The sequence below is a fragment of the Mesorhizobium sp. LSHC420B00 genome (assembly GCF_000503055.1).
GTDB lineage: Bacteria > Pseudomonadota > Alphaproteobacteria > Rhizobiales > Rhizobiaceae > Mesorhizobium.
The window spans coordinates 1-12,407 of sequence record NZ_AYVY01000057.1; the positions used below are offsets into that span (position 1 = coordinate 1).

Below are 12,407 nucleotides of genomic sequence, written 5' to 3' on the forward strand. Positions count from 1 at the left end.
ATCTTCTGACGCAGCCGTGTCGTGCGCTCGCGATATTCCTGCTGAGTGAATGCGGGCATTGCCACGTTCTCCTATGCTTGTTAATGATGACGGCCCTAAGTCAATTGACTTATCTTTAGTTTCTTTAGTTTCCGTTGATACGAGTACATTGCCTAAGAACAAGTCTTGAAAAGCGAAGATATTCGCCGCGCCGACAGCATGGTCACATGCTTCCATCTTGCCTGGAGATTCTCCGGAAACCGGGACTCTTGGAGATGCTCGGATCATCAAGGCATAACATCCGCCTCGAACCGAATGTTGACCCCTTCCCATTCTACCTAAACAGCGCTGTGCCTTCGATAACCGAGCTGGGATTCTGAAGCTGGCTTCCGTCTCAATCAATCCGTTAGTGGCTCAAAGCTGCGCATCTGTTCCTCCCGGATTTTTTTAACTATGTCCCGCTTGGCTTCTGTCGATTTTCCCTGCCTCCGTTGAGCTTCATTCGAGTGCTTTCGTCAAATATAGATTATTGGCGAGCGTCATCTAGAAGTGAGATGGGCCCCATTGCTGCCATGAACATGCCGTCGAGGGTTTGCCCAACGTCGGAACGTTTGCAGGCTTTCGCTCATGACGCCCATGCCTGCGGCCAGCCCGTCGCCAGTTATGATCACGGGCCGGTTTCCAAATTTCTGTCGGAATTACGATCGACCCCGCATAATCATTCACGATCGGATGCTCCAATTGGATTTCGGTCTATCTTTCTCAGGGCCCCGACTCGGACCTCGCGTCGATCTGTGAGACGTGTGTCAAACAACGGAACACCAGCGCCTATCGAAGCGTGTGGGTAACGTCACCTAGCGGTGGCGTTCAATTCGGACCGAGCGCATCTCAACGGCAAAGTCGTTTGTGTCATCTGGAAACGCGATGGAACCGTTCCCGAATCTATACTGGTGAATCTCATTCCAACTGATGCATATGGATGGGCGGTCATTCGAGCTGCATCTGCCCATTAACGCCAAGTATGGAGAAAAGCCGGGCTTAGTCGTGCTTGGCGCCTGGCAATAGTACATTATTACATGAGCAGCGCTGGCGCCGCTTATTCTAAGTTCCCGACATGACACATACCGATTCACACACATCCGCGCTACCGCATCTTCAGCTAAGCTGTCCTTGTCGAAGCCACTATTGGCTAGGCACATGTTGGGGGTCCATCGGGCTGCCCAATCAGACCGTAACTGCACTTCAATATTGTTGATTGTTCAATGCGCTATTCCGGTTTCACGTTGATCGCTCAAGCCTTGAAGGGGCATACCGGCTGGCAGCCGGTTTGGCGAAATGCCTCGCCCAAGTCCGCATACGATGTCCTGATTATCGGAGGCGGTGGTCATGGCCTTGCCACGGCTTACTATCTTGCGAGCCGATATGGAATCAATAACGTGGCGGTTATCGAGAAAGGCCATATTGGCTCCGGCAACGTGGGCCGCAACACCACGGTTATCCGCTCGAACTATCTCCTTCCTGGGAACATTCCCTTCTACGAAATGTCGCTGAAGCTCTGGGAGAGACTCGAGCAGGAGCTGAATTATAACGCGATGGTCAGCCAGCGGGGTATGCTAAACCTCTTCCATTCTGACTCTCAGCGTGACGCCGTCGCAAGACGTGGCAACGCGATGCGGCTTGCCGGTGTCGATGCCGAGCTTCTCACGCTCGAGCAGGTGCGCGCAATGCTACCCTTCCTCGACTACGAGACAGGACTCTTCCCCATTCAGGGTGGCTTGCTGCAGAGGCGCGCCGGCACCGCGCGGCACGATGCGGTTGCCTGGGGCTATGCACGGGCCGCCGACGGCTGTGGAGTCGATATCGTTCAAAACTGCGAGTTGACCGGTTTCGAAATAGGGGATGGCCGCATCACCGGCGTCGAGACGACGCGTGGGAAGATCAATGCAAGAAAAGTCGCGCTCGCGGTTGCCGGCAACTCCTCACGTCTCGCTGCGATGGCGGAGATGCGCTTACCGATTGAGAGTCATGTGCTACAGGCATTTGTTACTGAGGGACTTAAGCCTTTAGTCGACTGCGCATTTTCATTCGGCGCGGGCCATTTCTATGTGAGCCAGTCAGATAAGGGAGGGCTCGTCTTTGGCGGCGATATTGACGGCTATAATTCCTACGCACAGCGCGGAAACCTACCTGTGGTCGAGGACGTAATGGAAGCGGCAATGGCGGTGTGGCCCGCCTTGGGCCGGGTGCGGCTGCTGCGACACTGGGGTGGAATCGTTGACATGTCTATGGATGGCTCACCTATCATAGATCAAACGCCGGTCTCCGGACTCTATCTCAATGCCGGCTGGTGCTATGGGGGCTTCAAGGCGACACCAGCTGCTGGACTCTGCTTCGCCCACCTAATTGCAAAGGACGAGCCGCATCCCGTCGCTGCTCCATATAGGCTCGACCGTTTTGCTACCGGTCGCCTGATTGACGAAAGGGGCGCAGGCGCCCATCCAAACCTTCAATAGTGGATTTTGATCAGATGCGAATTGCGTGCCCTTATTGCGGACTACGTGATGTTCAGGAATTTGCCTATGCAGGCGATTCGTGCCCACAGCGCCCAGACGGCCCCGACGCGACGGAAGGAGTGATGTTCGAGTACGTTTATCTGCGTGACAACTCGCACGGTATTCATGAGGAGTTCTGGTATCACGCTGCCGCCTGCAATGCCTGGCTTGTCGTGCGCCGAAATACACTGACCCACGCAATCGACTCAGTGTTCCCGGTCAAGGACCGAAAGGCGGGGACGGAATCATGAGCGCGCAATCCTTACGGCTCGCAGGCGGCGGCCTAATCGACCGCGCCCAGGCGCTCACCTTCCGATTCGATGGCAAGAGCTATGAGGGGTACGCCGGCGATACCTTAGCCTCTGCGCTCCTCGCCAATGGCGTACGACTCTTCGGCCGCTCTTTCAAATATCATCGCCCTCGTGGCGTCTTCTCTGCAGGCCCTGAGGAACCGAATGCTCTGGTCGAATTGCGTAGCGGTGCGCGCCGTGAGCCGAATACGCGGGCGACGACGATCGAGCTGTTCGAAGGGCTCGATGCAAAGAGCCAGAACCGGTGGCCTTCGCTCGCCTTTGATTTGCAAGCAATCAATGGACTAGCTTCGCCAGCTCTTGTCGCTGGCTTCTACTACAAAACTTTCATGTGGCCAGTGGCGTTCTGGGAGAAGCTTTATGAACCGCTGATCCGCCGCGCCGCCGGTCTCGGGCGCGCCGCCCGGCTTGAAGATCCCGACCATTATGAGAAGGCCTTCGCCTTCTGCGATGTTCTGGTGATTGGTGGCGGGCCTGCAGGCCTTTCCGCAGCCCTCGCGGCCGGGCGCAGCGGGGCGCGCATCATTCTTTGCGATGAGGATTTTCGGCTCGGCGGGCGCCTGCTCAGCGAGAAGCGCGAGATCAATGGACGTCCCGCTGCCGATTGGCTTGCCGCTACATTGGTTGAGCTCGCCAGCCTCTCCGAGGTACGCCTCATGCCGCGCACCTGCGTCTTCGGGCTCTACGACCATGGCATCTTTGGTGCGGTCGAACGCGTCAATGACCATGTCGCCGTCCCGCCGGCGCATCAACCGCGCCAGCGTGGCTGGCGGATATACGCGAAGCGCGCGATCCTCGCCTCCGGCGCACTCGAACGACCGATCGTCTTCCCGGGCAACGACAGGCCAGGAGTTATGCTCGCCGGCGCTGTGCGCACCTACATCAACCGGTTCGGCGTCCTACCTGGCCGTGATGTTGTTGTATTCACGACCGGTGACAATGGTTGGGATACTGTGTCTGAACTCGCGGCGGCCGGGATCCGCGTAGCGTCTATCGTAGATTCCCGCAGCGAAATTGATCCCGCCTTCAAGGCGCTCGCCGAGCGCGTCGGAGCACGACTGTTCACAGGCGGCATCGTAGAGTCCACGCGCGGCGGCCATCAGCTTCGCAGTGTTATCGTCCGCGATGCTTCTAACACACGTTCATTGGTGCCTTGCGACCTCCTTGCGGTCGCAAACGGCTGGAACCCGACGCTGCACCTGGCCTCACACCAGGGCGGCAGAGCAGTATGGAATGAGGCAGCGCAGGCGTTCGTGCCTGGCGCGCTTCCGTCGGGTCTCGCCGTTGCTGGCAGCGCCGCCGCCCGTTTCACTCTTGCCGATGCTCTGCGAGATGGCGCACGACTCGGCCGCGAGATGGTGGCCGAGATCGGCGTGACACCGACAGCGGCCGAGGCCGTTCCTAGCACTGACACGGAAACGATCGGCCTAAAGCCGGTGTGGCGCGTGAAAGGCGGCACGGGCAAGGCCTTCGTCGACTTCCAAAACGATGTCACGGATAAAGACGTCGAGCTCGCCGCGCGCGAAGGGTTCCGTTCGGTTGAGCATCTCAAGCGTTATACGACGCTTGGCATGGGAACGGACCAAGGTAAGACCTCGAATGTCATAGGTCTTGCGATCATGGCGGAACTGGAGGGTCGGGAAATTTCCGATCTCGGCACCACGATTTTCCGCCCACCGTACACCCCGGTAGCGATCGGGGCGCTCGCCGGGCACCATCGCGGCAAGAATTTCCGCCCAATGCGATTGCCGCCGACGCATCACTGGTCGTGCGAGTTGGGGGCGGACTTTGTTGTGTCGGGTCAATGGACTCGCGCGAAGTGTTATCCCAAACCGGGCGAAGATTTGCTGAGGACCATCAATCGTGAAGTGCTCGCGGTTCGCAATGGAGTTGGCGTCTGCGACGTCTCAACGCTCGGCAAGATCGACATCCGGGGCTCCGACGCCTGCGAATTCTTGGAGCGCGTGTACATCAATGGTTGGAAGACGCTCCCGGTCGGCAGGGCCCGATTCGGAGTGATGTTGCGCGAGGACGGCTTTGTAATGGACGACGGCACCACCTCCCGGCTCGATGAGAATCACTTCCTAATGACCACGTCCACAGCCAATGCCGGAAAGGTGTTGCAACATCTCAATTTTTGCCACCAGGTGCTTTGGCCGAACCTTGAAGTTCATATCGTTTCTGTTTCTGAACAATGGGCCCAAGTGGCGATAGCCGGGCCGAGATCGCGCGATGTTCTGCGCGGTGTGGTTGACACTGAGCACGACATCTCGAACGAGAACTTCCCATACCTTGCTGCTCGCGAGATCACCGTGGGCGGGAGCATCCCGGCGCGCCTGTTCCGAATTTCTTTTTCGGGCGAGCTGGCGTACGAGTTGGCCGTACCCGCAGATTATGGAGTTGCGCTGATGCGAGCTTTGATGGAAGCAGGTGAACACTTCAGTATTACCCCCTACGGTTTGGATGCGCTTGACGTCATGCGCATCGAGAAAGGCCATGTAGGTGGAACTGAATTCAACGGCCAAACCACTGCTCGTGACCTCGGCTTTGGCAAGATGATGTCGTCCAAAAAGGACTTCGTTGGCCGCCTCATGGCGAAGCGGGAAGCGCTTACGCAGCCCGACCGACCATGCCTCGTAGGTTTCCGGTCCGTCAACTCGATGAGCCCTCTGACCGCTGGCGCCCATTTCGTTTGCGTTGGCCAGTTGGCAGTGATGGAGAACGATGAGGGATATATGACCTCCGTCGCCTACTCGCCGAATTTAGAGTGCTGGATCGCTCTTGGGTTTCTTAAGAATGGACCCACACGCTTGGGCGAACACATCCGGGCCGTTGACCCGCTCCGAAACCACGATGTGGAGGTCGAGGTCTGCTCTTCCGTCTTCTTCGATCCCGAAGGTGCACGTCTCCATGGCTGAGCGACCCACTTTTATTTGGCGCACGCACAGCTCTTGGGCCGGTGTTGCTGATGCGGGCTGGTTCGGAGCGAGCGGCGCACTGGGTGTGACTGTACTCACTCTGGAGAGCCTGGGATTCGCGAGTTTAATCAAGAAGACTAACTCAGCAGGGTTAGAGCTTGCCACCAGACGCCTGTTGGATCTCGATCTACCACGGGAACCTTCTATTTTCCTGTCGGACACTCATGCCGTTGTATGGTCAGGGCCGGACCGGTGGTTGCTCCTTGCGCGTAACAGAGCGCGCTTCCCTGAACTGCTCGCTTCGTTATCAGCCAATGCTGCTGTCAGCGACCAAAGCCAAGCCTTCGCGGCGCTTCGCCTCTCAGGGGAGCGAGTACGTGAAGTTCTCGCGAAGGGATCCATGATTGACGTACACCCATCGGTCTTTCCAGTTGGGGCAGCCGCGTTGACGAGCTTCGCGCGTATGGGGGTACAGTTCTGGAGAATTGAGGACGGACCGGATGGTGCGGCCTTCGAGTTCCTCGTGGAACGCAGTATGACACGCAGCTTTTGGTCTTGGTTTGCCGCGTCGGCTGGAGAATTCGGCTACCGTGTCACCATTGGCAAAGGCTATCCTTAATTAGACTTAAGTCAGACTAGTTTCCGTCCATAAACGCCGGTATTTCGCGGCATTTACAATGACTTGGATCCGACCGGAAGCGCCGTTGACGGGCATGGACAGGTCAGGAATAGTTGATGATCGACAAAATGCCGTGCTTAGCAACGATCGGAAGCACGCCATTGCCGGCGGCTCTGCGGGCAGGACGGCTGCGATGCAGAGCTGATATCCGGTCGGCCTGAGGCGGGTGCGGGTATTGGCCGGCGAGAAGCTGGTCAGCCACCGCCCCCGCTCGCCCGTACCAACGTGCCCGATTACCATCGACTTACAGGACCAAGCCGAGATCGCGCGGGCGGAGAACGATCGGCTTCGCAGGGCCGGCGTGCGCTTCGGCTGCATCTTGCGGATGCGGGATATGGCTTGAGCGCGCCCTTCCGGCAGGCGCTCATCGAGCGCGGCCTTGCCTGGGCGATCGGCACCCCGTTCAAGCAGAAGGTCTACTCCGCCGGTGTGACCGTGTTGTGACCTATCCCGATCTGAGTTCCGTGCGACTGCCGCGCCCTCCAAAATCAGCCGAAGGAGTTCGACGCCTGATCCCTGTCGTTGTTCACTGCCGACTATATCACGTACGCTTGGAGCGTCGCGGGGGCCTAGCCGAGTCAACAACTGGCCACTTTGGCCTGACTGGCGGGGCGCTTTGGTGGGCCATGAGCAGATGCGTCAACTACCAGATACCGCAGTATCGGGGCTTGCCCAAGCACTGTAGAACTCATGTTATTTCGGTGCACTGACCAGGAGATTTGAGGTCAGGCCGGCTGACAAAGATGATGCCGATTTGCGCTCCATGCCACCGTATTGCACGCAGGGAAGGTCAACAGCCAATGCCAAGAAGAGCACTCATTCTGGTCGAGGGTTCAAGGGGTAATGGTCTCCTATACGTTCGAGCGGCCCAGCGTCTTGGACTTCATCCAATTACCCTGGCGGCTGATCCAGCTCGCCACGACTATCTTGCGACGGAAAGCATTGAGGCCATCCGTGTCGATACCAACGATCTCGATGCGCTGATCCGCGAATGTTCCCAGCTGCGTGCGACCTATGACATTGTTGGCATAACTGGCTTTCCAAGCCTCGGCGAGTCGGGCTATGTGACAGTTGTCAAGCTCTGCCGGCATTTCAATCTGCCCGGACCGAACCCCGTATCGATTGAACGATGTAGCGACAAAGTCGTTCAACGTCAGCTCCTAGCGGGGGCCGGCGTTCCAATGCCGGCTTATCGCGTGGCAGCAAATGCGATGGAGGTAGAAAGCTCTGCCGTGAAGATCGGCCTGCCGGTGATTGTCAAGCCAGCCGAAGGCAGCGGCAGCAGCGGTGTCCGATTGTGCCGCGATGTCGATGAGTTGGCCGAGCATACGACCTACCTATTAGGAAGAACGCACATAGGGCGGTCTTCGCCGAGGATGCTGGTCGAAGAATTCGCACAAGGCCCATTCTATGAAGCAACTACGATGGGACACGCGGTCATTGCGGTTGGTGCCGCTGAGTTCGACCGCCCACCGCATTTCGTTCCTTGCGAGAGCATCTTTCCGGCCCCACTGCCTGCCGAGGAGTATAACCAGATCGCTAATGTTTCGCTGAAGTGTTTGCGCGCTCTCGGTCTTGGGTGGGGGCCAACGAACATTGAATTCCGATGGACGAAGCGGGGCCCAGTCGTCATTGAAGTCAATGCGCGTCTTCCGGGGTGGACTACCCCTCGGCTGATTCAACTGGCCTACGGTGTCGATCTCGTCAATGAGCATATCAAGCTTGTCACCGGCGATGAATGCGATCTGCGGCTAAAGCATTCCCACACTGCTGCCGCGCGATTCCTGGTTCCTGATCGCGACGGCATCCTCGATCGGAGCGAGGGCACCAGTCCGGCGGCTGCTGTACCAGGTGTTAGTGAGGTCAGATTTTATGTCGAGCCCAAGACGCCGATCATCCGGAAAGGCGATTGGAGAGACATGATCGGACATGTCATCGCCGCTTCGCCTAGCCGTACTCGGACCGAGTCCATACTTCAGCGTGCCGTCGATTTAGTCAGTTGGTCGATCACACCATTTCCGACCCCTTGACGAATAGGAACATCTGCGGCCTTACCTCCCTGCATCAGCGCAGGCGCTGCCAGACAACAGTGAGGTTTCATGGCCATAGCCCGCGATGAACATCCAAAGTCGCCTACCAGCACGGTTGTGCGATGCACCGTCGCCCACCCGCCCGCCCGCCGTGCGANCCACCCGCCCGCCCGCCGTGCGAGCGCAAGGCGCTGACCAACGAGCGGGTAAGGGACTCTACGAGGGTCTGCTTCGGTCAGGGTGTCTTCTGCTACAGCCATTCGAGCGCGACCGGCTCAAGCGTCTTGAGGAGTGCGTGTTTCAGTAAGTCCCGGACACGGCGATCACATACGGTGTGCTCTCAACCTTCTCGGTACTCAGCTTGCGCATTTTCATCAATAATGCAGTTTGCGTACTTCCATTGACAATAGAGTAGGCGGCAAGCGCCGCGCCGCCGTCAGCGGCCGGTTTCTTCCCGCCTCTCCCCGAACCGAGCATGCGGCCTCCCGGCGCCCCGGCGCAGCAAGGCGCTAATCCGCCGATACCCGTAGTGGCGGTTATTGAGGGCACCCGATGAATAACGTCACGCAAGGCCGTCTCTTCCTTACGTGGCGCCGAACTTTGCCATTGCCGGTAATAAAGGGCCGGCTGACGCCAGCCAGCACATTGATGGTCCCTGACCTGCCGTAACGCTTCTAGAAAAACGAGATTCAGCTGCTGCTGGCCAACGCTCTGTTCCAGTTCGGCGATACGCCTCTCGCCTTAGCCTCAGGTGGCGGCCCCATTTCATCTTATTGCTGCAATGGCTCTGTCGGGCAGCTGGCGCCTTCCCGGTGTCAAGCGAAGTGAGGATTTGACCCCCGCATTGCCTCAAGCAAAATGTTACCAATAGTGTCGCTGTTCCGAATGGGATGGTCAGGTGTTGTCATCCCGATTCGGAGGATGGATGGCAAGGCGGATCAGCATGGCGACACGGTCGGAATTGGTGGAAGCAATTGTCGAGCGGTATCGATCGGGGAGCCGAAGCGATAAGCGCCTCATCCTCGATGAGTTCGTCGCGGTGACCGGTTATCATCGCAAGCATGCGATCCGAGTGCTCCGTCAACGCGCGTCGAAGATACCTGGCAACAAGAGGCACAGCCTTCGCTATGGCGGCGATGTTCGCGAAGCGCTCGTGGTGTTGTGGGAGGCATCGGAGCGGCTGTGTTCCAAACGGCTGCGGCCGTTGATACCTGTCTTGCTGCCAGCGCTTGAACGACATGGCCGGCTGGAGCTCGATGCCGCGCTCCGCGGCAAGCTGCTGACAATGAGCCCGGCGACGATAGATCGGCTTTTGGCGGAGGTACGTGTTGTGGCTCGCGGCGGCCAGCGCCGGCGAGCAGGAATGAGTTCGGCGGTTCGCCGATCGGTGCCGGTGCGCACCTTCGGGGACTGGAATGATCCGCCGCCCGGTTACGTCGAGGTCGATTTCGTGGCGCATTCCGGCACATCTTCGTCCGGCAGCTTTGTGCAGACGATGGTGTTGACCGATATTGCCACGGGGTGGACTGAATGCGTTCCGGTCCGCACGCGCGACAGCGGCAATGTGATTGTGGCGATCAAGCAGGCCCGCTCGTTCTTTCCCTTCCCCCTGCTCGGCGTAGATTTCGACAACGACAGCGCCTTCATGAACGAGTTCGTCGTCTCCTGGTGCCGCAGTGAGGAACTGGAAGTGACGCGCTCGCGCGCCTATCGAAAGAATGACCAGGCGCATGTGGAGCAGAAGAATGGCGCCATCGTGCGTCGCCTGGTGGGGTATGGTCGGTTTGTCGGCGCGGAGGCGACGGCCGCGCTTGGTAAACTTTATGCTGTCGTGCGGCTTTACGGCAATCTGTTCCAACCGTCATTCAAGCTTCAGGAGAAGACGCGGATCGGCGCTCGTGTGATCAAGCGCTATCATCCGCCAGTTCCGCCTGCGGCCCGTGTCCTTGCACATCCGGGTGTGGCCGAGGCCGACAAGCAGCGGCTCCAGGCGATGATGGAAACCGCCGATCCCGTGCTGCTGTTTGCTGGCATCCGCGCCGCGCAGGAGGAGCTTGGGCGGCGGGTCGATCGTCGTGGCCTGAATACGAAGATTGAGGAGCCGGCCGTTATCGATCTCCAGCGCTTCGCCGCGAATCTGAAGACGGCCTGGAAGAGTGGCGAGACCCGACCAACGCATCGGCGGCCGTATCGGCGGACCCAACCCTATCCGAAGAGACCCAGCATGTACGAGCCGTTACGAGCCGTTCGAGGCGCAGATCAAGGGATGGCTCGAGGAAGAGCCGGCGCTCTCGGCAGCAAGTGTGTTGCAACGCCTGACAAAGATCGACCCCTCGCGCTTCAAGGAAAATAACCTGAGAATGGTGCAACGGCTTGTGAAGGTCTGGCGCATGGAAATGGCTGGGCTGATCATCCTCGATGGCGGTTGGATGAAGAGCTGGCCGCTATCTCCCTCCGCCGCGACGGATGGAGAAAGGGCCCATGTCGGCCCTATCGCGTTCGGTAACATTCCTCGGTGAGGCAATAGGGGGGGTCAGTTTCTCAATTCGGCCGACACCCGGGCGTCCACGGCGACGCGGCTTGAGGCTGTCGGTCAGGCGCAAACGATCGCGCCAATCATACTGCCGTTGCCGGCGTAAGGGCCGCCGTAGATCGCGTTCTCGATCGTCCAGTCTTGAAGCGTGCTGCTCGCAATTATGCAGAACCTGTGGGTCGACGACGCCTGAGAAAATCCTCCTGTCAGCAAACAAACTGCCACAGATACGAGCTCTGACAACATCTCACCGTAGGGGAACAGACTCAGGCCCGGTTCCCCTCGACTTAAGTGCCTTTAGATGAGGCCCGTGAAGGGCTTGCGCACCAACCCTCCTACGAAGAACTCGACCATCGAGGTGAAGTCGAAGACGGGAATTTGGGTCGCCTGCTGAATCGCATGGGCGTAAGGCGGCAGATCGCCGCATTCCAGCAGCAGCATCCCAATGTCGGGGCGCTCCTTTTGTAAAGTTACCGCAGTATTGACTAGGTCAGCCTGGCAGCCGCCGACGTCCAGGTCGCCCTCGGGTCTAACATAAGAGGGCGCGAATACAGGAGTGTCCTCCAGCCCGACAACGACAATCCTACGGCCAATATCGGCTCGCAACCCGCTCGCTTCCAACATGTCCTGAGTTAGTGCAGGCTTGTTTGCCACGATGATGCCCAGGGCCTGGTTCGATGGAAGCATCATTTCGAGAAAAGGAGCGAGGAGAAGGGGCGACAGGAACACCGGCACGTCTACCGCGTCACGCACCGCTTGCTGGTACCTAATCGAGTACCCGCAGTTGCAGGCGATCAACTGAGCGCCCTCACGAACGAGCTCACGAGCCGTCTGCACCACAGCCGCTGTCATCTTGTCGCCGTCAGTCGCAAAGATCGACGCATTGTTGAGACCGGGCACTGTCTTGTAGCGCACGGGGACGCTCCAAGTTGTCGCATTGCCAGTGTCCCCGGGTAAATAAGGGCGGACGCCGGGGGTGGGCCAGCGTTCAGTTAGCATGATTCCAAGGGGCGCGCCGTGGAACGCCAAACCCTGCTTCACCCAGGCGGGCCACCGCATACCTTTGGTAGGATAAGAATCGAGCATTTGGATATCACCTCTTTAGTAGCCCACCGCCTGGTGGGCGATCATCATCGCGACTTCTATATCTGAAAGCCTTGGCCGATTGTGTCCGACTAATGCAATGCCGTCGCCGAATTCTGAGTGAACCGTCCCTGACGACCAGCGGATCAAAGACTAGCTTGTCGCGATCGATGTTGCAATAGATGTTTGCACTTTACACGAAATGTTACATATGGATCATCCTAATGCAGCGCGGCTCGAATTGGGGATGCCGCCGCATCGTTTGGCGCTCCGCCTGCATCGCAAACCTAAGTCAGCAATTTACCAGCAGATCGCGTGACAT

At 58.5% G+C, this 12,407-nt stretch carries 10 protein-coding genes and 1 pseudogene; 7 read left to right on the forward strand and 4 right to left on the reverse strand.

Features of this window, described 5'->3' with window-relative positions:
• The coding region (locus X760_RS77695; protein WP_210164504.1) for a hypothetical protein at nucleotides 1-270 on the reverse strand (270 nt) is incomplete at its 3' end.
• A gap of 971 nt (nucleotides 271-1,241) precedes the next feature.
• Here X760_RS77695 and X760_RS73010 point away from each other — a divergent pair.
• The 4 genes from X760_RS73010 to X760_RS74105 are packed head-to-tail and all read left to right on the forward strand — an operon-like array spanning nucleotide 1,242 to nucleotide 6,379.
• Nucleotides 1,242-2,492: a sarcosine oxidase subunit beta family protein gene (locus X760_RS73010; protein ID WP_023723133.1), complete on the forward strand. Its 1,251-nt coding sequence runs from the start codon at nucleotides 1,242-1,244 to the stop codon at nucleotides 2,490-2,492.
• 14 nt (nucleotides 2,493-2,506) lie between these two features.
• Entirely contained in the window at nucleotides 2,507-2,782 is a 276-nt protein-coding gene (locus tag X760_RS0140570; RefSeq protein WP_031195492.1) for a sarcosine oxidase subunit delta, read from the forward strand.
• Nucleotides 2,779-5,760: a sarcosine oxidase subunit alpha family protein gene (locus X760_RS73015; protein WP_023723134.1), complete on the forward strand. Its 2,982-nt coding sequence runs from the start codon at nucleotides 2,779-2,781 to the stop codon at nucleotides 5,758-5,760. Before X760_RS0140570 ends, X760_RS73015 begins: the two co-directional genes overlap by 4 nt.
• On the forward strand, nucleotides 5,753-6,379 hold the full coding sequence (locus X760_RS74105) for a sarcosine oxidase subunit gamma family protein (RefSeq protein WP_023723135.1): 627 nt from the start codon (nucleotides 5,753-5,755) through the stop codon (nucleotides 6,377-6,379). Before X760_RS73015 ends, X760_RS74105 begins: the two co-directional genes overlap by 8 nt.
• A gap of 103 nt (nucleotides 6,380-6,482) precedes the next feature.
• Here the strand turns inward: X760_RS74105 and X760_RS77010 are convergent, their stop codons facing one another.
• Nucleotides 6,483-6,641: a hypothetical protein gene (locus tag X760_RS77010; protein ID WP_156948379.1), complete on the reverse strand. Its 159-nt coding sequence runs from the start codon at nucleotides 6,639-6,641 to the stop codon at nucleotides 6,483-6,485.
• Between the two features lie 45 nt (nucleotides 6,642-6,686).
• Here X760_RS77010 and X760_RS78710 point away from each other — a divergent pair.
• Together X760_RS78710 and X760_RS0140580 are read left to right on the forward strand one after the other, a co-directional pair.
• A pseudogene (locus X760_RS78710) lies at nucleotides 6,687-6,880 on the forward strand (transposase); the annotation flags it as partial.
• Between the two features lie 359 nt (nucleotides 6,881-7,239).
• A complete protein-coding gene (locus X760_RS0140580; RefSeq protein WP_031195496.1) occupies nucleotides 7,240-8,469 on the forward strand; it encodes an acetyl-CoA carboxylase biotin carboxylase subunit family protein in 1,230 nt (409 codons plus the stop codon).
• Between the two features lie 300 nt (nucleotides 8,470-8,769).
• Here the strand turns inward: X760_RS0140580 and X760_RS77015 are convergent, their stop codons facing one another.
• Nucleotides 8,770-8,946, reverse strand: a complete 177-nt coding sequence (locus tag X760_RS77015) for a hypothetical protein (protein ID WP_023723141.1) — start codon at nucleotides 8,944-8,946, stop codon at nucleotides 8,770-8,772.
• Between the two features lie 448 nt (nucleotides 8,947-9,394).
• Here X760_RS77015 and X760_RS73030 point away from each other — a divergent pair, with 448 nt between their 5' ends.
• Nucleotides 9,395-10,822, forward strand: a complete 1,428-nt coding sequence (locus X760_RS73030) for an ISNCY family transposase (RefSeq protein WP_023723142.1) — start codon at nucleotides 9,395-9,397, stop codon at nucleotides 10,820-10,822.
• A gap of 477 nt (nucleotides 10,823-11,299) precedes the next feature.
• On the opposite strand, the gene X760_RS73035 is transcribed toward X760_RS73030, so the two are convergent.
• The gene (locus tag X760_RS73035; protein ID WP_245278796.1) at nucleotides 11,300-11,917 is read right to left on the reverse strand and encodes a hypothetical protein; all 618 of its coding nucleotides are present in this window, start codon (nucleotides 11,915-11,917) and stop codon (nucleotides 11,300-11,302) included.
• Between the last annotated feature and the right edge of the window lie 490 nt (nucleotides 11,918-12,407).

Coding starts and splice junctions, on each gene's coding strand:
- X760_RS0140570 (WP_031195492.1), top strand. CDS start 2,507: ATGCGAATTGCGTGCCCTTATTGCGGACTACGTGATGTTCAGGAATTT.
- X760_RS73015 (WP_023723134.1), top strand. CDS start 2,779: ATGAGCGCGCAATCCTTACGGCTCGCAGGCGGCGGCCTAATCGACCGC.
- X760_RS77015 (WP_023723141.1), bottom strand. CDS start 8,946: ATGCTCGGTTCGGGGAGAGGCGGGAAGAAACCGGCCGCTGACGGCGGC.
- X760_RS73010 (WP_023723133.1), top strand. CDS start 1,242: ATGCGCTATTCCGGTTTCACGTTGATCGCTCAAGCCTTGAAGGGGCAT.
- X760_RS74105 (WP_023723135.1), top strand. CDS start 5,753: ATGGCTGAGCGACCCACTTTTATTTGGCGCACGCACAGCTCTTGGGCC.
- X760_RS0140580 (WP_031195496.1), top strand. CDS start 7,240: ATGCCAAGAAGAGCACTCATTCTGGTCGAGGGTTCAAGGGGTAATGGT.
- X760_RS73030 (WP_023723142.1), top strand. CDS start 9,395: ATGGCAAGGCGGATCAGCATGGCGACACGGTCGGAATTGGTGGAAGCA.